Here is a 23,391-nt window from a genome sequence, read left to right as displayed (position 1 = left end):
TTCGTGCACCGATTTTCGGCAGAATTTACTTTTTTCGTTGAGAAAAAGCCGCGCTTGTGTTACAATGGATACAGCTATCATAGATAAGGAAGAATGCAGCCCTCTGCCGCATCCTGAAAATTCGATCATTTTCGGAGGAGAAAAAGCATGGAGATCAGAAAAGAAAAGAAGGCTTCCGCGCTGTCAATGGCCATTGAGGGCCGTATCGACACCACCACCGCCCCTCAACTGGAAACGGAGCTGAAGGCCGACCTTGACGGCGTCACCGAGCTGCGTCTGGACTTCGGGCAGGTCGAGTACATCTCCTCGGCGGGACTGCGCGTACTGCTGTCCGCGCAGAAGCTGATGAACCGTCAGGGCAAAATGGTGCTCACCCATGTGAGCGAGTCGGTGATGGAGATCTTTGAGGTGACCGGCTTCTCCGACATTCTGACCATTGAATAACACCATGCGGACGATGAGCCCCGCCGCACATCGGACGGCGGACCGCTTTACCGCTCGGATGTTCCGTGGGCTGTGGGTCCCTGCCATGCTCTCGTCGCTCGGCTGGGCGCTGAGCGACATGGCAGACGCCGTGGTGGTGGGGCAGCGGCTGGGCGCCGTGGGACTTGCCGCCATCGGTCTGATCCTGCCGGTCTACATGATCAACTGCATGTTTGCCCACGGCCTCGGACTGGGCGGCTCCGTTCGCTATTCCCGTCTGCTGAGTCAGGGCAAAACGCAGGAGGCCGCGGACAGCTTTCACGGTGTGCTCGCGCTGGCGCTGCTTTTCAGCGTCACGACCGCCGTGCTGGGCAGCGTGTTCATGGACCCGCTGCTGGCGCTGCTGGGCACGCGGAGCACGGACGGCGCGCTGTATGCCGCCACAAGGGACTATCTGCAGGTCCTCGTCGCGGCTACGCCGCTGTTCTACCTGTCCAACGTGTTCAACTACTATCTGCGCAACGACGGGAGTCAGCGCCGCGCCGGCGCCGGCTCGGTCATAGGCAACCTTTGCGACATCGCGCTGAACATCACGCTGGTGCTGGCGCTGGACATGGGCACGCGGGGCGCGGCGCTGTCCACCGCGCTGGGACAGATCATCACCATCGCCATCTATCTGCCGGGCTTTTTCGGTCAGAAGCACACGCTGCGCTTCGCGCTGCCGTGCGGGCGCTGGCTCACCCCCGCCCTTTCCGCGCTGAAGGCGGGTATGGCCACCTCGGTGCAGTACCTGTACCAGATGATCTTCTTCCTCGTGTGCAACAATCTGCTGATCCGTCTGGGCGGCGAAACGGCGGTGGCGGTGTTCGACGTCATTCAGAATACCTCCTACCTGATCCTGTACCTGTTTGAGGGGACGGGGCGCGCCATGCAGCCCATCCTCTCCACCTATCAGGGCGAGCACAACCGGCAGGGAATGCGGAACACGGTGCGTCTCGGCTTCACGGCGGGACTGACGGTGGGCGGTGCGCTGATCGCCCTTGTGGAGCTGTGGCCCGCGGGAATGTGCCTGCTGTTCGGCATCGCCGGTTCGGCGTCGGAGGCGCTGGCGTGTACCGCGCTGCGGCTCTACGGCGCGGGGGCGCTGTTCGCCGGCATCAATATCCTGCTGTGCAATTACTATCAGGCCTGCGAGAATGAGAAGCCGTCGTTCCTGCTGGAGACGCTGCGCGGCGCGGTGCTGCTCATCCCGCTGACGTTCGTGTGCTATGCCTTGGGGTTGCAGCGCTTCTGGCTGCTGTTCCTGCTGACGGAGGCCGGCTCGCTGGCGGTGTTCCTGCTGCTGGGCCTCGGCGGCCGCTATAAGAAAGCGGAGCTGCCGGAGGAGCGCATCTTCCAGCGGACGATCCTCAGCAACGCGGAGGATGTGATGGACGTGTGCCGCGAGCTGGAGGCCTTCTGCGAAGTCTGGGGCGCGGACATGAAGCAGCAGATGTTTTCGACCATGACCGTGGAGGAGCTCGGCATGGCCATCTTGAAGCACGGCTTTCAGGGGCGGACGGACGGCTACCTCCAGCTGACGGCCATCATGGACGAGAGCGGCGTGCTGGAGCTGCACCTGCGGGACGACGCCACGACCTTCAATCCCTTTGCGTTAGATACTTCCCGCGCCAGCCGGGACGAGGATTTCGACATGGACGGCATGGGCGTGCTGGTCATCAAAAAGCGGGCGAAGGAATTTTTCTACCGGCGCTATCAGGGCTTCAACACACTGATCATCAAGATCTGAGGACAAAGAGGGAAAAGCGATGAAGGTCGTTTATTTCGGCAGCGACGTGTTCCTATCGTGCTTTGAATATTTTGTGGAAAAGCATCATGTGCTGGCACTGTATACCTATCACAACGACGAGGACTATTTCACGGAATATGCCATCGTAAAGCGGGCGGGGGAGCTCGGCATCCCCGTCCACTACGAGGCCATCTCGCCGGAGGAGATCCGGCGGTACTTCACGGAGGAGGGCTGCGAGCTGTTTTTCATCGCGGAGTATGACCGCATCCTGACGCTGCCGGAGGACTTCCCCGCGTTCCGCGGCATCAACACCCACAGCTCGCTGCTCCCGCAGGGGCGCAGCTATTACCCCATCGAGGGAGCCATGGAGCGGGAGCTGTTATGCACCGGCGTGACGATGCACAAGGTGGCGCAGCGATTGGACGGCGGCGACGTTCTGGCGCAGCATACCATTGACATAACCGCGGACACGGACAGCATCGACGTCTACCTGCAAAGCGCGGCATGGGCGCGCGCGACGGTCGAGGAGCTCCTCGAGCACCTTGACGACCGCTGGGCGGCCGGCCGGCCGCAGGCGGAAAAGCAGCCCTACTGGAAGCGTCCCGCATCCGAGCTGCTGACGCTGCATTCCGAAATGAGCCGGGCGGAGGCCCTGGCGATCTTCCGAAAATACAATTCCATGACCCAGGTGGAGCTGGGCGGCGCGTGGTTCTATGTGACCGCGGTGGAGACCGGCACAGTCTCCCTGCCCTGCAGGGTGCAGCGTCTGTCCCCCACGCGGGCGCTCTACCGCGTAAGAGACGGTCATTTGCGGCTTCATATCCATCCGATGGAGGTGCGGACATGAAACGAGCAAGGAGCATACGGTTACAGCCCAAGCTGCTGCTGGGACTGGTGGCGATGGCCGCCGTCCTCGCGGCGATCCTGGCCCCCTCGATTGCCCAACTGTACCGGGCGCGGATGGAGGAGCAATACGCCTCTCTCGCGTTCGGTCAGGCCTCCGTGGCGGCGGATCTCATCGACGGAGACCGTGTGGAGCAATACTACCGGACCGGCGAGAAGGACGCCTATTATGAGGAGATCCACCGCTACCTGCAGGACGTCAGGGAGAAGCTGGGGCTGAAATACTTCTATGTGGTCGTGCCGGAGGATGAGGTCATGTACTACATCTGGGACGCGGGCGTTCCCGGCGAGGACGGCGTCTGCGACCTCGGCGACACCGACGCCTACTACGGCGGTGGCAACGAGCTGATGCACGGGGCCTTTGCCGTCGACGCGGAACAGACCATCCTCATCACCAACAACGAGGAGTACGGCTATCTGGCGTCGGCCTACGTCGCCATTCTCAACAAAGCCGGCACACCGGTGGCGCTGGCCAGCGTAGACATCTCGATGGACATGATCGACCAGCAGATCCGGCAGTTTCTCGGCCTGACGCTGTGCGTGGTGCTGGCTGTTCTGCTGCTTTCCATTTTCGCGTACTACTACTATGTGCGGCGCATTCTGATCCGTCCGCTGAGGACTCTGCACCACGCCGCCATCGGGCTGGTGGAGAGCAAGATGGCGGCCTTGTCCGACTTTCGGGTGGAGGTTAACACCGGCGACGAGCTGGAGGAGCTTGCCCATTCGTTCCAGTACATGGTGTCGGAGCTGAATGAATATATTCAAAACCTCAGCCGCGTCACCGCGGAAAAGGAGCGCATCGGCGCGGAGCTGGACGTGGCGCGCCACATTCAGGCGTCCATGCTGCCCTGCATCTTCCCCGCCTTCCCCGAGCGCCACGAGTTCGACATTTACGCCTCCATGACGCCGGCGAAGGAGGTCGGCGGCGACTTCTACGACTTCTTCCTGGTGGACGACGACCATCTGGCGCTGGTCATGGCGGACGTGTCCGGCAAGGGCGTCCCCGCGGCGCTGTTTATGATGATCTCCAAAACGCTGCTGAAATCCGCCGCGCAGAGCGGTCTGTCCCCGAAGGCCGTGCTGGAAAAGGTGAACGATCAGCTCTGCGAAAACAACGAAGCGGAGATGTTCGTCACCGTTTGGCTGGGCATTCTCGAGATCTCCACGGGAAAAATGAAGTGCGCCAACGCGGGCCACGAGTATCCGGCCATCATGCGCCGCGGCGGCTCCTTCGAGCTGTTCAAGGATAAGCACGGCTTCGTGCTGGCCGGCATGGAGGGCGCCCGATACCGGGAATACGAGCTGGAGCTGAACGCGGGAGACCGTCTGGTGGTCTACACGGACGGCGTGCCGGAGGCGACAAATGCTTCCAACACGCTCTACGGGACTGACCGGATGCTCCGTGCGCTGAACGCCGCCGAGGGCGGCTCGTGCCGCCATCTGCTGGAGGCCCTGCACCGCGATGTGGACGAGTTCGCGGGCGGCGCGGACCAGTTCGACGATATCACCATGCTCTGCATCGAGATGAAGTCGTCGGGCATGAAAAAGATCCGTCTCGCGCCGACGCTGGAGCAGCTGCCGCAGGCCACCGACTTTTTTGAGGGCATTCTCGCCGAGGCAGGAGCCTCCATGAAGGTGATCGCTCAGGTCAATGTGGCGGTGGACGAGATCTTCTCCAACATCGCCCGCTACAGCGGCGCGACCGGCGTCGTGCTGGGCTGCTCACTGAAGGACAGCAAGGCGACGCTTCGCTTTTCCGACAACGGACGGCCCTATGACCCCACTGAAAAGCCCGATCCGGATACAACGCAGTCGGCGGAGGAGCGGGAGGTCGGCGGTCTCGGCATCTTCATGGTGAAGAAGCTCATGGACGAGGTGACCTATGAATACGCGGACGGGTCGAACATCCTGACGCTCGTGAAGAGCCTTTGAACGATCGTACCGGGTCGCCCCCCGTCCCGCAGCGGAGCATTTCCGGAAGGATTTTGACCGAGGAAACACAATGCGCAAACACGACGCGCTGCGGGAATCCATACGCGAAAGGGGTCAACCGCGGCTGGCCCTGTCTTTTGATGCGGTGGAAGAACTTGCCGGCGTGCCGCTCGACCGCTCCTTTCTGAGCTGTAAAAAGGAGCTGACAGCATACGGCTATGCGGTCGGCAGGATCTCCATGGAAAACAGGACCGTGCTTTTCATCAAGTCGGAAGAAGTCCCATGAAGGCGCGCCCACGAATTCGCCGCGCAGCTCAGCAGAAGCTGAGCCGGCACGATATACGAAAGAGGCCCATCTGCTTTGGCAGATGGGCCTCTTCTCTTTGTTTTGTCTGAGGGAGCGTGTTCCCGTTACTTGTTGTATGCTCTGTAAAGGAACGTGACGATCTGGCCGCGGGTGCAGTCGTTGTCGGAGCCGAACAGGCCGCCGCCGATGCCCTCGGTCACGCCGTTGGCCGCCGCCCAGGCGACCGCGTCCGCAAAGTAGCTGTCGGTCGGGACGTCGGAGAACTCCGCCGCGCTCGCCGCCTTCGCGTTCAGGGCGCGGGCGAGGAAGGTCACCGCCTGCGCACGGGTGCAGGTCGCGTCGGGAGAGAACGTGCTGGTCGTCGTGCCGGTGGTGATGCCGTTTTCGATGGCCCACGCCACGGCCTTCTCATAGTAGCTGCCGGAGACCACGTCGGTCATACCAGCCGCGGTGCCCTTCGGCTCGGGAGAGCCGGCGGCGCGCCACAGGAAGGTCACGATCTGCGCGCGGGTGCAGGGCTGCTCGGGAGCGAACAGATTATCGCCCACGCCGGTGGTGATGCCGTTCTTGACCGCCCACTTGACAGCCTCATAGAAGTACGCGTCGTTGGGCACGTCGTAGAAGAAGTTCAGCATGGAGTTGTCCTCCATGAAGGTCGCCTTGACCTCGACCTTGCCGGAGGGCATGGTGAAGGTGTACTTGCCGTTGCCCTTGTCCTTGAGCGTCAGCTCGTTGCCGTTCTTGTCGGTGACGGTCAGGGTCTCGAGGACGTAGCCGCTGTCGGGCTTGACGGTCACGGTCACGGTGTCGCCCTTGCTGGCGCTCTTCGGGCTGACGGTCACGCTGCCGTTCTCGGTCTTGCTCGGCGTGGAGACGGAGTAGGTCGGGTCAGAGCTGCTGCCGGAGTAACTGGGGGCTGCGGTGTCTTTGAGCTGGTCATTGGCGACCTTGGTGCCGCTGCCCCAGTTGTTTCCACGGACGGTATAGGTGATCCCATCGGCAAGGGAGTTCGCCTTGATGACCTCACCCGCTCTATCGCCGCTGTTGGTCGCAGTATTGTTGGTGATGGTGATTTGCGTATCTGCGCCGACCGTGTTGAAGCGGATGATGCGGTCGCCGATGTTGGCGAATGTATTTCTGGTGATCACAACATTGCCGTGGTTGCACGTGCCTTTATCAGAATTATTCTGAATTGCAATCGCATTGTGGCCGGTGTTCGTAAAGCTGCTGTCCGTCACCGTGACATTTTTGATATGCCCTGTGTAAACGCCCTGATAGCAGTTGTTGAACGTGCAGTTGATGACCTTCAGGTCGCTGACCTTGCCGTTGTTGTTCTCGTTGTAGTAGCGAAGGGCCTGACCCTTGTCGCTTTCCGTTCCGTTGGTAGTGAAAGAGCAATTATCAAAGGTGACACCATCAATCAAAGCGTCTGCCAAGGACGAGGCGATATTCACATTGCCCGTGAAATTCAGGCCTTCAAACTTGATGTCATTCACATGATGGACGAGCCAGAATGATTTGTTGGTATCCACAATATCATTGTTCAGGACATAGTCGTGAACAGTTTTGCTTTCAGTCCCGTATATATGAGCCGATTTCATAGAAACGCCAGCGATATTCACATTTGCACCTGTAGCCGCCTTGAGCGTAATATTGTTCAGGCTGCGGATATACATAAGGTTTCCATGATATGTATTCGTATCTGCCAGCGTTGTCTTGAGTTCTTCCACCGTAGTATATTTCTTGGTTTCCGTCGGGGCAGCATAATCGCCCTTGAAGGTATGATACTCCGTGTTGCTGCCCGGATATTTTGTGGCGCGGCCAAGCTCAAGCTGACCGTAGTTGCCGGTGGGCAGCTCGATGGTCAGGCCGTCGATGGAACCGTACTGACCGTCCAGGATCGCCTGAACCAGCACATCGTCCGCAGTCAGCAGCGTAACGACCTTGCCGCCGTTTTGCGCCGCGGTGATGGCCCGTGTGACGTCGGAATACTTGGTACCGGCGACCTCGACCAGCTTGAAGTCGTCGCTGCTCTTAAGCTCGATCGTTTTTTGCTCAGTCTCTGCCACCTTGGTCTTACTGACCTTGTCCTGTGCGGTGCTGCCGCTGTTGTCATAGTACCCCGGCTTCTGGGCCTGAACGTTGGCGGCGGTGTCCTTGACCGTCAGGGTAACGTCGTTAGAGGTTTCACCTGTGCGGCCGTCGCCCAGCAGAATGTCGCCGTTATTGCCGACGGTGCCGGTGATGCTGGTGCCCGTGACTTCAGTGCTCATCGTGCCGCTGCCGCTGTTGACAAAGCGGATGGGCGCGGCGAACTGCTTCCACTCGCCGGCATCGCCGCAATTTGTGAAGGTACTGTTCTTTACCGTGACCGTTTGCTCACCGTTCGCCTTATGATTGAAATTGGCCGGAGCCGCGGAGCCGGTGAAGGAACAGCCATCGATCACCACTGCGCCGTCTGCGTTGGAATAGACGGAGGTGTTGTTCGTAATAAAGTCACAGTCCTTCAGGGTGATGTTGTTTACACCGCTTGTGCCGCTGATATAGACGCGCTGGACATTGGTCTTGCCTGTGATCGCCTTGCCGTCGCAATCGGTCAGATTGATTGTAACCTTTTTGTCGGTGTGGCGTGTACCCCAAACGCCGAGGTTGTCCAGTTCGTAGGCGGTGATGGTGATGTCCTTGGTAAGATATTCACCATTCGTTTCATCCTTCTCACCAGTGGTACGGCTGAATTTGTACTCATCCACCTCGAGGTCGCACTCGCCGTCGGAGAGGTAGGCGTTGTTGCCGTAGATGGTCAGGTTATCCGCAACATGACCGTGAGTCATTTCGCCGACGTCCGCGCCGGGACGGCAGACAATGGTGATGTCGCCCGCGTTGGCCTTATACGCCGCAGTAAGAGCATCGGTCAGTTTGGCAACATAGCCGCTCTGCGTACCGGCAGCCCAGTAGACGGGGGTGGCGGCATCCCACGCGCTGCCGTCAATGAGCGTCAGAGTGTGGTTGGTTTCATTCAGCGCCGCAAAAGCCTCGGTGAGGGTTTCATAGTATTCCGTGCCGACCTGCGCGGCCTGACCGGAATTATACTTGCCCTGTGCCACAGCCGCAACATAGCCGGTCAGGGCAGTCTCCTTGCTGCCCTTCACGCCCTTGGTGGTATCAACGGTGCTGGGAACCGTATTAGAGCTATAGGTGAGTTTCAGCTTATCGGAGGTAAAGCTCTTGTTGTTGGCCGCCGCATCGTCGTAGATGAGGTAGCCGGTGCCAGTGATGGTGTTGTTCTCAATGCTGACCTCGGGGGCGGTAGACATAGTCAGCAGCTTTTCGTGCAGCGTGATCGCGTTGCCGCCGGTGAGGTTCAGCGTGTTGCCCTTGATATCAGCGGTGGTCAAGCTGCTGAGCTGGATACAGGCGCGTCCAGCATCCGTAATGGAAATGGTGTTGTCATCAATCGTCGCCTTGATATTGGCATGGTCAATGTTGATGCCGCGGGCAAAGCCGCTGATGTTGTTGTTCTTGATAATTAGCTCATTGCCGCCCCTGCACTGCGCGAAGATGGGATAGGCGTTGCTGTCGCCGGAGTAGTTGCTGCCGTCGAACACATTGTCGTGGATGTTGTAAGTCATCCCAGTGTTCTCAAAATTGTCGTAGACATACAGACGGCCATTGAACTTGCAGTTCTTGATCTCCATTTCGCCGGTAGCCATCTTGGTACTGCCGCTTGTTGCGTTTGCAGCGGAAGCGGCAACGGTAGTGCTATTTGTGGTCCTAAATTCAATATTGTCGATGGTCAGCTTGCCAGAGTTAGTGTACATATTGTCATAACCGCCGGCCACATAAGCCTGCACATTGCCGTCCGTCAGCTTAGCCTTGCTGCCGGAGCCATCCACGCCGATAATACTGATGCTGGTGCGGGCAATTTGATGGTTGCCGCCAACAGTGCAATCAATTTGATTGCCGGCAGACAGAAGAGAGGTAAAGCCCGCCAGAGTACCGTGGATATAAAATTTAACCTCAGTCACGGGTGCCGTGTTGTTTACATAGCTACGTAGCGGAGCATTGTTATTCACGACGTCCAAAACGCCATCGCTATTCTTACCTACGCCGTACAGTGCCATGTAAGCCTCGTTCGCGGCCTTGCAGGTCTCATACTTCTTGCCCTCGTACATTGCCTTAGCTGCGGCGACTTGCTCTGCGGTAACATTAGAGCCGTAGGTCAGTTCGAGGGTGACGAAGTCCGCTGTCGCCCCTGTCCCCTCCGCCAGGGCTGCCGTCGGTAAGAGCGACAGCGCCATCGCGAGGCACAGTAAAACGGATAGCAATTTACGTTTCATAAAAGGTCCTCCTACAATGTATATTTTCCGCGGCTTCCCGCGGGCGAGCACAGCACATCTGTTCCCGGTCGGGAACAGAAAAGGGGCCATGGCCCCTTTTTGCACTTTACGGCGATATCATAGCACGCCCGTGTAAAAAAATCAACATTTTTCCTGTAAGGAAATGACAAATTTCGCGCGACACTTTTTGCAATTCCATGCATTTCGTCAAACCCGCCTTGCCGCTTCGCGTCGCCGCCGTATTTACTTGGCAAAGCGTCCGCTTTGCGCTATGTTAAAGCGTCCTAAAACGGAGGGCGCAGAGCGGCAGAGAGCATAAATATTCCGTTAAACGGTCGTCTCGTGCCTTTCCGTGCGCTTTTGCCGCGCATAAATAACCGTGCGAATGGTAAAATTCTACAAGGTCGAGAGGATTTTCGGTGCAAGATTGTCAAGAATTTGAGAACTGTTCCGCGGGGGCTTGACATTCGCGCGCCGCCGTAGTATCTTCACGTCAACAATTGAATAGGCTCAATTCAGTTGAGCGAGATAGAGGCGCGGCCGACAAGAGTACCGAGTCCGTACGGAGCAGAGATCCGGGACAAAGGGAAAGGGGAAGCCGCCGAAGTGAGGAACGGTTCCTGTGCCGTTTTCTGCTGGCTCGTCGGAGAAGATCCGCCGGACTGTCACAATTTGTGGAGCGCTATCGAAGAGTCGGCAGGCCGGTTTCGGTTTTGCCGGTATTGCAGATCATTTGCCGTAAATGCTCCACATGAGCATTTACGGCTTTTTCTGTTTCCGAACTCGTTGGCGCGGACAACGAAGGGCCGACTCCCCCCACGGAGCCAATTTCCATTCAGAAAGGAAGCAACACCATGAACCTCAGAAGAACCATCGCTACCCTGCTCGCAGCCCTCATGCTGCTCGCCCTCACCGCCTGCGGCGCGGGCACGACGCCCCCCGCGCAGGACACGAACACCCCCGCCGAAGAAGCCGATCCACCCGCGACTGAAAGCAGCCAGCTCCGTGTCGGCATGGAATGTGCCTACGCGCCGAGCAACTGGCAGGAGAGCGCCGCGACCGACACCAACGTTCCCGTGGAAAACGTCGCCGGCGCTTACGCCGAGGGCTACGACGTGCAGATCGCGCGCATTCTCGCCGATCAGCTCGGCAAGGAGCTGGTCATCGTCAAGCTCAGCTGGGACGGCTTGATCGACGCGCTCAATCAGGGCCAGATCGACGCCATCATCGCCGGCATGATGGACACCGCCGAGCGCCGCGAGTCCATCAACTTCTCCGACCCGTACAAGGAGACGATCTACAGCATGATGGTGCTCGCCGGCTCGCCGTATGAGAACGCGACCTCCATTCAGGACTTCTCCGGCGCCGCCGTGCTCGGCCAGCAGGGCACCGCGCTCGACGACGTCATCGACCAGATCGAGGGCGTCGAGCACCTCAGCCCCGTCGGCAGCGTGCCCGACATGATCTCCCGCCTGCAGCAGGGCACCTGCGACGCCATCGTCATCAACGAGGAGAGCGCCCCGGGCTACCTCGCCTCGAATCCCGATTTCCGTCTCATCACCTTCAGCGAGGGCAACGGCTTCACGCTGCCCGCCAAGGGCTCCTGCGTAGGCCTGCGCAAGTCCGACACCGAGCTGCTCGCGCAGATCAACGAGATCCTTGCCACCATCGACAGCGACGCGCGCACCGAGATGTGGAACACCGCCGTCGCCAACCAGCCGAAGTAACCGGCGGCTCCACGCCGCATAAGGAGGAAGCACCATGAGAGGAACCCCCACGTCCCGTGGTCAGAGCTTCATCGCACGGGACCACCGTTATGTTTATCTGGGCGGCAGCGTCATCGCCCTCGTCGGCCTGAGCCTGTGGTATTCCGCGCCCAGTCCGTACAGCTTTCTGCCCGCCGGCTCCGTGCCCGGTACGGCGCTCGCCGCGGTCTGCTATTTCTTTTTGGTCGTCAGCACGCTGGCGCTGCTCGTGAAATGGACGCACTGGAGCAGCTACGGCGAGACCATTCTCAAGCGCCCGGCCCTCGTGCGGCTGAGCCGCTATCTCTCCTATCTGGACGCCGCGGCTGCCGCGCTGCTCGCGCTTGACCGCTTCGTGCTCAAGCTCGCCTACGTCGTCCACGCCGCCGTCCACGCCGAGAGCAACCCCACCGGCACGCTCTCCTCCATGGTCTACATGGCCTACAACCAGCGCTCGCTCTTCGTCACCGGCGTGTGGACGACCGTTCAGCTCGCGCTGGCCGGCACGGCGATCGCGTTCGTGCTGGCGCTTCTCATGGTCTTTCTCCGCATTCAGGAACCCGACAAGCGCAACAACGACTTTGTGAAGCTTATCAAAATCGTCGCGAACAAATTCGCCCGCTTCTACATCTTCGTCATCCGCGGCACGCCGATGATGGTGCAGTCCCTCATCTTCTACTACGCGATCTTCAATCTCTTCAAGCGCACCGGCATGAGCGTCACGGAGATCAACCGCGTCTGGTCGCTCTTCATCTCCGGTCTTGTCACGGTCTCGCTCAACTCGACCGCGTACCTTGCCGAGGTGCTGCGCGGCGGCATCCTCGCCGTCGACGCGGGGCAGATGGAGGCCGCGCGTTCGCTCGGCATGACGCACTGGCAGGCCATGCGCAGAGTCGTTTTCCCGCAGGCCATCAAAAATTCGCTGCCCGCCATCGGCAATGAGTTCATCATCAACATCAAGGATTCCTCCGTGCTGTGCGTGCTGGGCGTATCCGACCTGATGTTCATGACCCGCTCGGTCGCCGGCATTTATTATAAGGGCACCGAGTGCTACCTCATCGCCGCCACCGTTTACCTGTTCCTGACGTATCTTTCCTCGCTCCTGCTCAAGGCCATCACGGGAAGGATGACCGCGCCGGACAACACGAAGCGGCGTCAGGGCAATCAAACCGTCGATCTGGGACTTCCCAGCTCAAACTGACAGGAGGACGCTATGACGAACGATCCCATCATCAAAATCGAACAGCTCGAAAAGTCCTTCGGCGACCTCCACGTGCTCAAGGGCATCAACTTGGAGATCGACCGCGGCGAGGTCGTGTGCATCATCGGCGCGTCCGGCTCCGGCAAGTCCACGCTGTTGCGCTGCATCAATCTGCTGGAGGAAGCCGACTCCGGTCACATTTGGTTCGACGGACAGGATCTCATGGACCTCAAGGTCGACCTCAACGCCCTGCGGCAGAAGATCGGCATGGTGTTTCAGGGCTTCAACCTTTTCAACAACAAGTCCGTGCTGGACAACTGCACGCTCGCGCCCATGACGGTGCGGCACATTCCCAGGGCGCAGGCCGAGGAGACGGCCATCCGCCACCTCAAGGCCGTCGGGCTGGAGGATTTCATCCACGCCGACTCCCGCCGCCTCTCCGGCGGGCAGAAGCAGCGCGTTGCCATCGCGCGGGCGCTGTGCATGGAGCCTGAGATCATGCTCTTCGACGAGCCGACGAGCGCCCTCGACCCCGAGATCGTGGGCGAGGTGCTCGATGTGATGAAGCGCCTTGCGCAGGAGGGCATGACCATGGTCGTCGTGACGCACGAGATGGCCTTTGCCAAGGAGGTCAGCGACCGCGTGGTATTCATGGACCGGGGCGTCATTTTAGAGCAGGGCTCGCCGCGTGAGGTCTTCGGAAACCCGAAGGAGAGCCGTACCCGCGAATTTCTCAGCCGCTATCTGGAGGACAAAATGGCATGACGAAGAAGATCACCGATTTCTTTGCCCTCGAGGGCAATTATCCCGACTTAGACGCCGAGGGTGCGGTCGCGCGTCTTTCGCAGGCAATCCAATGCAGAACCATCAACTATGCCGACCACAGCCTGACCGATTACAGTACGTTCGACGCGCTCCACGCGCACATGAAGGCGAGCTATCCCCACATCATGCGCGCGGGCGTCTTTGAGCGGCTCGGCCACCACGCCGTGCTCATCACCATCCCCGGCAGCGACGAAACGCTGCGTCCCTGCCTGTATATGTCCCATCAGGACGTGGTGCCGGTGGTCGAGGGCACGGAGCAGGACTGGACCTATCCCGCCTTCTCCGGCGCAGTGGCGGACGGCTTCATTTGGGGCCGCGGCACGCTCGACATCAAAAATCAGGTTTTCGGCGTGCTGGAGGCCGCGGAGTATCTGCTGGCCCACGGCAGTTCCTTTCGGCGCACCGCCTACCTCGCCTTCGGCGACGATGAGGAGACGCTCAACACCGGCGCGCTGGCGATCTCCGACCACCTCAAGGCGCAGGGCGTAACGCTGGAATTCGTTTTAGATGAGGGCGGCGGCAAGATCGAATCCGGCGCGGCCTTCGGCGCGCCCGACCTTTCCATCGCGCAGGTCGATCTGATGGAGAAGGGCTACGCCGATCTGGAGCTGACGGTCCGCTCCATCGGCGGACACTCGAGCCGCCCCTACGGCGGCACCTCGCTCGCCCATCTCGCCTGTGCCATCGCGGACATCGTCCGCAGCCCGTTCCCCGTGCGGCTCAATCCCGCCATGATGGGCGCGTTTGAAACGCTCGCGCCCTACATCACCGCCGAGCCGCTCAGAACGCTGACGCGGGACGTCCGCGCGAACGCGGACGCCATTGCGGCCTACTGCTATCAGTCCTCCGCGCTCTTTCCCTTTGTCACCACGACCATCGCTCCCACCGTTATTCAGGGCAGCAGCAGGGCCTGCAACGTGATGCCGCAGGATATGCAGGCGGTCATCAATTTCCGTCTTGCCGACGGCGACACGGTCGAGAGCGTGATGGCGCACTGCCGTGCGGCGGTGCAGGACCCGACTGTGGAGCTGCGCTACCAGCAGGCCAACGATCCCTCTGCCACGGCCCGGCGCAATGGCTACGGCTACCGCACGGTGGTGGACAGTATGCAGCGCTACTACCCCGACGTGGTGTTCGTTCCGTCCATGACCGTCGGCGCGACCGACGCGCACCAATACGAGCAGATCTGCGACACCTGCCTGCGCTGCTCGCCCTTCATGGCGGAGCCCGAGGAGGCCGCCTCCGGCGTCCACGGGACGAACGAGCGCATTCTGGTCCGCGCCTACCTGCAGGGCATCCGCGTGCTCATCGACCTGATGGAGCACGCCAATCTCTGAGACACGACCGCAGCCCGCACGCTAAGCCGCAAGCACGCAAAAAGAGCCGCGTTCCCTGCACCGGGAACGCGGCTCTTTCCTTTTCAGCAGCTTTCTTTACCACGCGGCGACCGCGCCGTCGCAGCGCGGCTCGGTGCCCGCCGTGTAAACGCCGTCCTCTCCGCGCCAGATGATCTGACCGCGGCCCATCGAAATGCGGTCGTCCACGACCGTGATCTCGTGGCCCATCGCGCGCAGTTCGTCGGCAATGGCCTCGCCCGCCTCACACTCCAGTTCGAGCCTCCTGCCGCCGATCCATTGAATGCGCGGCGCATCAAGCGCCTCCTGCGGGTTCATGTGATAATCGAGCGTGTTGACGAGGACCTCGGCCTGACCCTGCGGCTGCATGAACGCGCCCATCACGCCGAACGGACCGACGGCGGCGCCGTCCTTGAGCAGGAAGCCGGGAATGATGGTGTGGTAGGACCTCTTGCCTCCGGCAAGGCAGTTGTCGCTTGCGGGGTCGAGCGAGAAGTTCACGCCGCGGTTTTGGAGCGAGATGCCCGTCCCCGGCACGGCGACACCCGCGCCGAAGGTGGTATAATTGCTCTGGATGAACGAGACCATGTTGCCCTCGCGGTCAGCGGTGCAGAGATAGATGGTGCCGCCGCAGTGCGGGTCGCCCGCCCTCGGCTCCAGCGCGCGGTCGGTGATGAGCGCGCGGCGGGCGGCGAGATAGGCGGGATCCAGCAGCTCGCTGACCTTAGTTTTCATATAGCGCGGGTCGGCGACGTAGGTCCTCGTGTCGGCAAAGGCAAGCTTGATGGCCTCCATCACCTTGTGATAGTACTCGGCGCTCTCGCGATTTTCCGGCATGGTCATGCCGTTCAGGATGCCAAGCGCCATGAGCACCGTAATGCCGTGGCCGTTCGGCGGGATCTCGCAGACCGTATAGCCGCGGTAGTCCTGCGTGATGGGCTCGACCCATTCGGGGTGGTAATTGCGGAAGTCGTCCTCGCAGAAGTACCCGCCGGTCGCGCGGGAGAACGCGACGATCCGCTCCATCAGCGCGCCGCGGTAATAGCTCTCGCAGTCCGTCGCGGCGAGAGAGCGCAGCGTCGCGGCATAGTCCGGAAAGCGGAACAGCTCGCCCGCGCGGTAGGGCGTACCGTCCGGCTTCATAAAGCTCTGCCACCAGTATTCGTGCGGTGCGGCGTTCTCCGCCATCGCCTTGGCAATGCGGCGGCTGTCGCGCTCCCACTGCCGCGCGACGTTCACCGGCACGGGATAGCCCTCCTCGGCATAGGAAATGGCGGGCGCGAACAGCTCAGCGAGCGGCTTCGTGCCGAAGCGGCGGTTCAGCTCCGCCCAGCCCGCGGGCGCTCCGGGCACCATCGTCGGCAGCCATCCGGCCTTCGGCATCTTTGTATAGCCCATCGCGCGAACCTTCTCCGCGCTCAGCGCCATCGGCGCGACACCGCTGGCGTTGAGGCCGTAGAGCCGTTTGTCCCGCTCGATCCACACGAGCGCAAAGCAGTCCGAGCCGAGGCCGTTGCCGGTCGGCTCCAAAAGCGGCATGGCGGCAGCCATCGCCACGGCGGCGTCCACGGCGCTGCCGCCGGATTTCATCACGTCCAGTCCGATCTGCGCGCCGAGCGGCACAGACGTGCAGGCGACGGCATTTTTGGCGTAGACGACATTGCGCCGCGAGGCGTAACGGTAGGTCAGCGGATCAAAGGCAGGCATGGGAAGCATTCTCCTTCTCTCTTTTATATCAGGTCCAGTATAGCACACCGACACGGGAAGAGCAAGGCGGCGGTTAGGCTCCCGCGCGGACGGTTATAATATTTTTCGCATCATTACCCGGTTTTTAGGCACTATTGAAAAAATGAATCATTTAATTTTTTTACGATTTCTTGATTTCTTCGGCATTGTGCGCTATATTTTAGTTTGATTACGAAATTTTACTCACATAAACACAGAAAGGCAGATTTTATGGAGCTTCAAATTCAGGATCTGGTATCCTCCATCAAAAAGGACGGCATCGAGAGCGCGAACCGCGAGGCCGCGCAGATCCTTGCCGACGCCAAGGCGCAGGCGGAAAAGATCGTCGCCGACGCGAGGAGCGAGGCGGACAAGCTGCGTGCGGACGCGCAGGCGGAGATCGGCGTGTTCAAGGCCAGCGCTCAGCTCAGCGCGGAGCAGGCGAAGCGCGACGCGGTGCTCGCCTTCCGGCAGGAGATCGGCGCGGAGCTGACGAAGCTGCTCGCGCAGGACACGCGCAAGGCGCTTGACGATAAGATGCTCGCGTCGCTCATCACCGCCGCGCTGCAGGGCGAGGACGCCTCCGCCTACGCCGCGGAGGTCGCCTCCGTCACGGACGCGCTCAAAAGCGAGCTCGCCGGCGAGCTCAAGGCGGGGCTGGAGCTGCGGCTCTCCAAAAAGGTCCACACGGGCTTCCGCCTGTGCGCCAAGGACGGCTCGGGCTACATCGACTGCTCCGACGAGGAGCTGGCGGAGCAGCTCGCCCCCTTCTTCCGCGAGCTGCGCATTTAAGGAGGGACGCTCTTGGCTTCCTATTACTACTTGATCTCGAGCCTGCCGATGCTCCGCGCGGGCGACGCCCCGCCGCTGGATTACGCCGCGTTTCTCGACCAATGCCGGGGCGCGGTGAGCGACAGGGTCTACCGCTCGCTCGAGGAGCTGACGGTGCGCTCGGAGGACGGCGGCTTCGTGAGCCGGTGGGCGGCCTTCTACCGCGTGCTGCAGGGTGAGCTGACCTATCAGCGGCGTGTGAAGCGCGGCGAGAGCTGTGCCGCGCCGAACGAGCGCGACGCCACCGTGACGCAGACCGTCACCGCGGCGGTGAACGCAAAGGACCCGCTCGAGGGCGAGCGGCTGCTGCTCGCGCTGGAATTTGACCGGCTGGATGAGCTGGTGGGACTGCACAGCTTCGACGACTGCGCGCTCTACGGCTACGCGCTGAAGCTGCAGCTGCTCGAACGGCAGCGCGTCTTCCGCCATGACGAGGGCAAGGCCGCCTTCGACACCCTGCTCGGACAGGTCCGTCAGCAGATATTCAGCCTATAAGAAAACGGGAGAAACGAAATGGAGAAAGTGACAGGCTATGTGACCGGAGTCAACGGCAACCTTGTCTCGGCAAGATTCTCGGGCTCCGTTCGGAAAAACGAAGTCGGCTTCGTCAAGATCGGCAATGACCGCCTCAAGGGCGAGGTCATCCGCATCAGCGGCGACGCCGTGAGTATGCAGATCTATGAAATGACCAATGGCATTCAGGTCGGCGACGAGGTCGAGCTGACCGGCGAGCTGCTGAGCGTCGAGCTCGGCCCCGGCCTTCTGACGCAGGTGTACGACGGCTTGCAGAACCCTCTGCCGAAGCTTGCCGAGCAATGCGGCTTCTTCCTCGAGCGCGGCGTATACCTTGACCCCATCCCCGATAAGGAATGGGAGTTCACCCCCTGCGTCAAGCCCGGCGACGCCGTGCTCGCGGGCGACGCGGTCGGCAGCGTACCGGAGGGGCAGTTCACGCACCTCATCATGACGCCCTTCGACCTCAAGGACGAGGGCTGGCGCGTAAAGAGCGTGAAGGAAAAGGGCGTCTATCACGTCCGCTCCACCGTTGCGGTGCTGGAAAATGGTGCGGGCGAGGAGAAGGCGCTGAGCATGGTCTTTTCCTGGCCGGTCAAGCAGCCCATCCGCTGCTATGAGGAGCGTCTGCGTCCCGACGAGACGCTGGTGACCAAGATCCGCTGCATCGACACCTTCCTGCCGGTCGCCAAGGGCGGCACCTTCTGCGTGCCCGGTCCCTTCGGCGCGGGCAAGACCGTGCTGCAGCACATGGAGGCGAAGAACGCTGACGTCGACATCGTCATCGTCGCCGCCTGCGGCGAGCGCGCCGGCGAGGTCGTGGAGGTGCTCAAGGAGTTCCCCGAGCTGACCGACCCGCGCACGGGCCGCTCGCTGATGGAGCGTACCATCATCATCTGCAACACCTCGTCCATGCCGGTCGCGGCGCGTGAAGCGTCCGTGTACACGGCAGTGACGATGGCCGAATATTACCGCCAGATGGGACTCAACGTCCTGCTGCTGGCGGACTCCACGAGCCGCTGGGCGCAGGCCATGCGCGAGATGAGCGGCCGTCTGGAGGAGATCCCCGGCGAGGAAGCCTTCCCTGCCTACCTCGAATCCGTCATCGCCGCATTCTATGAGCGTGCGGGCAAGGTCCGGCTAAGAAACGGCAAAATCGCCTCCGTCACCATCGGCGGCACGGTCTCCCCTGCGGGCGGCAACTTTGAAGAGCCGGTCACGCAGGCGACGCTCAAGGTCGTCGGCGCGTTCCACGGCCTCTCCCGCGAGCGCTCCGACGCGCGCAAGTATCCCTCCATCCACCCCATCGACTCGTGGTCAAAGTATCAGGGCGTGGTGGACATGGCGCGCGTGGAGGAGGCCCGCGGCATCCTCCGCCGCAGCAGCGAGATCAATCAGATGATGAAGGTCATCGGCGAAGAGGGCACCTCGGCCGAGGATTACATTCTCTACCAGAAGGGCGAGCTGCTCGATGCCGTGTATCTGCAGCAGAACTCCTTCGATCCCATCGACGCGGCCTGCGAGCCGGAGCGTCAGGCGCATGAGTTCAATGTGCTCTACGATGTGCTCACGCGCGATTACGCGCTCAGCGACAAAAAGGAGATCCGCGCCTTCTTCAATCAGGTGCGTCAGGAATTCCTCGACTGGCACGGCACGGTCTACGGTACGCCGGAATTTGCGGCGCAGGAAACGAAGCTCACGGACCTCTACCGGAGCAAGGTAACGGGTTAAGGAGGGTTTCAGAATGCAGAAGGTTTATACCAAGATCGAATCCATCGTCGGCAACGTCGTGACCGTGCGCGCCTCGGGCGTGCGCAGCGGCGACCTTGCCCTCGTCGGCGAGAGCTACGCGAGCGTCATCAAGCTCAGCGGCGACCTCGTCTCCCTGCAGGTCTTTGCCGGCACGCAGGGCGTCAGCACGACCGACACCGTGCGCTTCCTCGGGCGGCCCATGATGGTCTCGTTTTCCGACGACCTGCTCGGGCGCGTGTTCGACGGCGCGGGCGTGCCGCGCGACAACGGCCCCGCGCTGACCGAAAATATGATCCCCATCGGCGGGCCCTCCGTCAACCCCGCCAAGCGCATCGTGCCCAAGCGCATGATCCGCACCGGCATCCCGATGATCGACGTGTTCAACACCCTCGTCGAGAGCCAGAAGCTGCCCATCTTCTCCGTCTCCGGCGAGCCCTACAACCAGCTGCTCGCCCGCATCGCCATGCAGGCGGAGGTCGACGTCATCGTCCTCGGCGGCATGGGCCTGAAATACGACGACTATCTTTTCTTCCGCGACACGCTCGAAAAGAGCGGCGCGATGGGCCGCACGGTCATGTTCGTCCACACGGCGTCCGACCCGACGGTGGAATGTACGCTCGTGCCCGACCTGTCGCTCGCCGTGGCGGAGCAGTTCGCCCTTGCCGGCAAGCGCGTGCTCGTGCTGCTGACCGACATGACCAACTTCGCCGACGCGCAGAAGGAAATGGCGATCACGATGGAGCAGGTGCCGTCCAACCGCGGCTACCCAGGCGACCTCTACAGCTGCCTTGCCTCGCGCTATGAGAAGGCGGTCGACTTTGAGGGCGCGGGCTCCATCACCATCCTCGGCGTCACCACGATGCCCGGCGATGACGTCACCCACCCCGTGCCGGACAACACGGGCTATATCACCGAGGGCCAGTATTACCTCAAGAACGGCCACATCGAGCCGTTCGGCTCGCTCTCGCGTCTTAAGCAGAACGTCAACGGCACGACGCGCAGCGACCACCGCGCCCTGATGGACGGCATGATCCGTCTCTACAGCGCCTACAAGGAAAGCCTTGAGAAGAAGTCCATGGGCTTCATGATGTCCGAATGGGACGAGAAGCTGCTCAAGTACGGCCACCTCTTTGAAACGAAGCTGATGGACCTGAGCGTGAACATCCCTCTGGAGGAGGCGCTGGACCTTGGCTGGGAGATCCTCGCCGAGTGCTTCGAGCCGAACGAAACGGGTCTGAAGACGAGCCTCCTGCAGGAAAGATGGCCGAAAAAGGACGCCTTGAACTGAGGGAGCGCGTATGGCTGTCAAACTAACAAAAAATGAACTGAAGGTCCAGAAGGATCGGCTCAAGCAGTTTCAACGCTATCTGCCGACGCTGCAGCTGAAAAAGCAGCAGCTCCAATCGGTCGTGATGCAGGTGACGGCGCAGCTTGAGAAGGTCGAAGCCGAGCGGCTGAAGATCGTCGACGGTCTGGACGGCTGGATCGCGGTATTCGCCGAAAACGGCAGCTTCCCCGAGGGGATGCGGCTCGATTCGCTCATCCGTCCGAAGGACGTCGTCTGCCGCGACCACAACATCGCCGGCGTGATCGTGCCGGTCTTTGAGGAGCTGACCTTCGAGGAGATCTCCTACGACGTCGCGGACTATCCGCTCTGGGTGGACACCGCCGTGGTCACGCTGCGCGAGATCGCGCGGCTGGACGCGCTGGTCAAGACGCTGCGCACGCAGGTCGAGCTGCTCGAGCGGGAGCTGCGCTCCACCGCGCAGCGCGTGAACCTGTTTGAAAAGGTCAAGATCCCCGAGGCGAGGGAAAACATCCGCGTCATCGGCATCTACCTCGGCGACCAGCAGACCTCCGCGGTCGTGCGCGGCAAGATCGCCAAGAAAAAGCTACAGGAGGCGGCGCGATGATCGAGAAAATGAAGGTCGTTCACATCGTCGCCGCGCAGACGCAGAAAACGGAGCTGCTCGACGCGCTGCGCGCGCTCGGCATCGTCCATTTCGCGGAAAAGGCGGATGCCGACCAGACCTATCTGGAGCGCTTCGCCGCGCTCTCGCGGCTCATCACCGTGCTCGAGGAGCAGGGGGGGAGCGAGGTCGAAGCGGAAACGCTCGACGACGATCAATTTAAAGTGCTCTTCGACAAGCTCAACGCATGTCTGGAGCGCAAAAAGGCATTGGAAGCCGAGCGCGCCGCCGCGGTCAGCGCGTGCGACACGCTCGCCGGCTGGGGCAGCTTCTCCCCCGCCGAGATCAAGGAATTAAAGGCGCAGGGCTTCGAGCTGCACTTCTGCCGCGTGGACAAAAAGCTCCTCGCCTCGCTCGAGGCGGACAAGGAAGTGCGCTTCCTGCGGCTCGCGCCGGTCGGGAAGCAGCAGACCGTCGCCATCCTCGGTGCGCTGCCCGCCTCCTGTGCCGCCGGCGAGTTCATCCCGCCGGAAAAGAGCCTTGACGAATACCGGCAGGAGATCGCCGACTGTGAGCGCGGTCTTTCTGAGTGCGGCGCGCAGCTCAAGGCCGCGGCAAAGCACCTGCCCAGCTTCCGTGAGCAGCTGCTCAAAACGCAGAACGACGCGGACTACTCCTCCGTGCGCAATACCTCGGAGAGCGGGGACGGACTCGTGTGGCTGACCGGCTACCTCCCCGTCAACGAGGCGGAGCGCTTCAAGGCCGCCGCCGCGAAGGAGCGTTGGGCGTGGGCGATGGACGATCCGGCGGCAGACGACGACAAGGTGCCGACCAAGATCAAGTACACCAGGGTCACGCGGCTCATCGCGCCGGTGTTCGACATTCTCGGCACCGTGCCGGGCTACCGCGAGTACGATATTTCGTTCTGGTTCCTCGGCTTCTTCACGCTCTTTTTCGCCATGATCATCGGCGACGCGGGCTACGGCTGCCTGTTCCTGCTGACCGCCGCAGCCCTGACGGTGAAGAGCAAGAAGCCCTCCGATGCCGTGCAGCTTTTGTGGGTGCTCTCCATCGCCACCATCGTCTGGGGCGCGATGACCGGCACCTGGTTCGGGCTTGAGGGCGCGATGGACGTGCCGCTGCTCCGCTCGCTGGTCGTTCCGACCTTTGCGAACTACCCCGAGTATTTCAACGTCACCACCACCCAGCAGCAGAACAGCGTCATGAAATTCTGCTTCATCCTCGGCACCGTCCAGCTCTCGCTGGCGTGTGTGATGAACATCCGCCGCAAGACGCGGGAGAAGGACCTCAGCTGGGTCGCCGACCTCGGCTGGCTGTGCGCGATCTGCGCGCTGTACTTCGTGGTGCTCTACCTCGTCATCGGCGAGCAGGTGAACCTCACGCCCATTGCCGCGGTGGTCCTTCTCGGCTTCGTGCTGGTCGTGTGCTTCGGCGGTATGTCGCCGGACAAGACCTTCGCGCAGGGTCTCAAGGCGGGCCTTGGCAACGCCTTCACAGTGTTCCTCAACACCATCAGCGCCTTCGGCAACATTATGAGCTACATCCGACTGTTTGCCGTCGGCATGGCGTCGCTCGCTATCGCGCAGAGCTTTAACAACATGGCGCTCGGCTTCAAGGGGCCGCTGGTCGTCGTCGGCATCCTCATCATGCTCGTCGGTCACGGGCTGAACATCGTGATGGGCCTGCTGTCCGTGGTGGTCCATGGCGTGCGATTGAATCTGCTGGAATTCTCCGGTCAGCTTGGCATGGAGTGGACCGGCACCGCCTACGCACCGTTCAAAAAACTGGATAAGATCAGAAAATAATCAAAAAGAGGAGAAAC

General features: G+C 61.3%; 17 protein-coding genes and 1 riboswitch. Of the genes, 15 read left to right on the top strand and 2 right to left on the bottom strand.

What is annotated here, in order from left to right; translation table 11 throughout:
* The first annotated feature begins 147 nt into the window (after window positions 1-147).
* The 5 genes from KQI17_RS08670 to KQI17_RS08650 all read left to right on the top strand — a co-directional run bounded on the left by KQI17_RS08670 (window position 148) and on the right by KQI17_RS08650 (window position 5,333).
* The gene (locus KQI17_RS08670; protein ID WP_216495783.1) at window positions 148-444 is read left to right on the top strand and encodes an STAS domain-containing protein; all 297 of its coding nucleotides are present in this window, start codon (window positions 148-150) and stop codon (window positions 442-444) included.
* On the top strand, window positions 437-2,212 hold the full coding sequence (locus KQI17_RS08665; RefSeq protein ID WP_253285747.1) for an MATE family efflux transporter: 1,776 nt from the start codon (window positions 437-439) through the stop codon (window positions 2,210-2,212). Before KQI17_RS08670 ends, KQI17_RS08665 begins: the two co-directional genes overlap by 8 nt.
* A 19-nt stretch (window positions 2,213-2,231) precedes the next feature.
* Window positions 2,232-3,059 (top strand): formyltransferase family protein, encoded by an 828-nt coding sequence (locus tag KQI17_RS08660; RefSeq protein WP_216495782.1) that lies wholly within the window; start codon window positions 2,232-2,234, stop codon window positions 3,057-3,059.
* Window positions 3,056-5,047, top strand: a complete 1,992-nt coding sequence (locus KQI17_RS08655; protein WP_216495781.1) for a SpoIIE family protein phosphatase — start codon at window positions 3,056-3,058, stop codon at window positions 5,045-5,047. The genes KQI17_RS08660 and KQI17_RS08655 overlap by 4 nt, the downstream gene beginning before the upstream one ends.
* Before the next feature lie 145 nt (window positions 5,048-5,192).
* Window positions 5,193-5,333 carry a hypothetical protein gene (locus tag KQI17_RS08650; protein WP_253285746.1) on the top strand — a complete coding sequence of 47 codons (141 nt, stop codon included), beginning with the start codon at window positions 5,193-5,195 and terminating at the stop codon, window positions 5,331-5,333.
* A 125-nt stretch (window positions 5,334-5,458) separates the two neighbouring features.
* Here the strand turns inward: KQI17_RS08650 and KQI17_RS08645 are convergent, their stop codons facing one another.
* Complete coding sequence (locus KQI17_RS08645; protein WP_216495779.1) at window positions 5,459-9,691, bottom strand: S-layer homology domain-containing protein; 4,233 nt, start codon at window positions 9,689-9,691, stop codon at window positions 5,459-5,461.
* Between the two features lie 521 nt (window positions 9,692-10,212).
* A riboswitch (Lysine riboswitch) is annotated at window positions 10,213-10,384 on the top strand.
* Window positions 10,385-10,545: 161 nt separating this feature from the next.
* Between KQI17_RS08645 and KQI17_RS08640 the strand changes: the two genes are divergently transcribed.
* Genes KQI17_RS08640 through KQI17_RS08625 form a run of 4 tightly spaced genes read left to right on the top strand, consistent with a single transcriptional unit; the run spans window position 10,546 to window position 14,799 of the window.
* The gene (locus tag KQI17_RS08640; RefSeq protein ID WP_216495778.1) at window positions 10,546-11,418 is read left to right on the top strand and encodes a transporter substrate-binding domain-containing protein; all 873 of its coding nucleotides are present in this window, start codon (window positions 10,546-10,548) and stop codon (window positions 11,416-11,418) included.
* 34 nt (window positions 11,419-11,452) lie between these two features.
* Window positions 11,453-12,637, top strand: coding sequence for an amino acid ABC transporter permease (locus tag KQI17_RS08635; RefSeq protein ID WP_216495777.1), 1,185 nt, complete (start codon window positions 11,453-11,455; stop codon window positions 12,635-12,637).
* Between the two features lie 12 nt (window positions 12,638-12,649).
* Window positions 12,650-13,402 (top strand): amino acid ABC transporter ATP-binding protein, encoded by a 753-nt coding sequence (locus tag KQI17_RS08630; protein ID WP_253285745.1) that lies wholly within the window; start codon window positions 12,650-12,652, stop codon window positions 13,400-13,402.
* Entirely contained in the window at window positions 13,399-14,799 is a 1,401-nt protein-coding gene (locus KQI17_RS08625) for a M20/M25/M40 family metallo-hydrolase (RefSeq protein ID WP_216495776.1), read from the top strand. The genes KQI17_RS08630 and KQI17_RS08625 overlap by 4 nt, the downstream gene beginning before the upstream one ends.
* Window positions 14,800-14,895: 96 nt before the next feature.
* Here KQI17_RS08625 and KQI17_RS08620 read toward each other — a convergent pair whose 3' ends face one another.
* On the bottom strand, window positions 14,896-16,524 hold the full coding sequence (locus tag KQI17_RS08620; protein WP_216495775.1) for a gamma-glutamyltransferase family protein: 1,629 nt from the start codon (window positions 16,522-16,524) through the stop codon (window positions 14,896-14,898).
* 249 nt (window positions 16,525-16,773) lie between these two features.
* On the opposite strand from KQI17_RS08620, the gene KQI17_RS08615 reads away from it, so the two are divergent.
* From KQI17_RS08615 to KQI17_RS08590, 6 genes are read left to right on the top strand one after another with little or no spacing between them, the layout of a single operon-like run.
* Entirely contained in the window at window positions 16,774-17,334 is a 561-nt protein-coding gene (locus tag KQI17_RS08615; protein ID WP_216495774.1) for a hypothetical protein, read from the top strand.
* Between the two features lie 12 nt (window positions 17,335-17,346).
* On the top strand, window positions 17,347-17,868 hold the full coding sequence (locus tag KQI17_RS08610; protein ID WP_216495773.1) for a hypothetical protein: 522 nt from the start codon (window positions 17,347-17,349) through the stop codon (window positions 17,866-17,868).
* A gap of 18 nt (window positions 17,869-17,886) precedes the next feature.
* The gene (locus tag KQI17_RS08605) at window positions 17,887-19,617 is read left to right on the top strand and encodes a V-type ATP synthase subunit A (RefSeq protein WP_216495772.1); all 1,731 of its coding nucleotides are present in this window, start codon (window positions 17,887-17,889) and stop codon (window positions 19,615-19,617) included.
* Window positions 19,618-19,630: 13 nt separating this feature from the next.
* On the top strand, window positions 19,631-20,926 hold the full coding sequence (locus KQI17_RS08600) for a V-type ATP synthase subunit B (RefSeq protein WP_216495771.1): 1,296 nt from the start codon (window positions 19,631-19,633) through the stop codon (window positions 20,924-20,926).
* Between the two features lie 10 nt (window positions 20,927-20,936).
* Window positions 20,937-21,551: a V-type ATP synthase subunit D gene (locus KQI17_RS08595; RefSeq protein ID WP_216495770.1), complete on the top strand. Its 615-nt coding sequence runs from the start codon at window positions 20,937-20,939 to the stop codon at window positions 21,549-21,551.
* Window positions 21,548-23,374: a V-type ATP synthase subunit I gene (locus KQI17_RS08590; RefSeq protein WP_216495769.1), complete on the top strand. Its 1,827-nt coding sequence runs from the start codon at window positions 21,548-21,550 to the stop codon at window positions 23,372-23,374. The genes KQI17_RS08595 and KQI17_RS08590 overlap by 4 nt, the downstream gene beginning before the upstream one ends.
* The last annotated feature ends 17 nt before the right edge of the window (window positions 23,375-23,391 follow it).

The organism is Oscillibacter sp. MSJ-31, from assembly GCF_018918025.1.
GTDB lineage: Bacteria > Bacillota > Clostridia > Oscillospirales > Oscillospiraceae > Hominicoprocola.
Note: the sequence above shows the minus strand (reverse complement) of the source record. Positions and strands in the feature narration are given on the sequence as shown.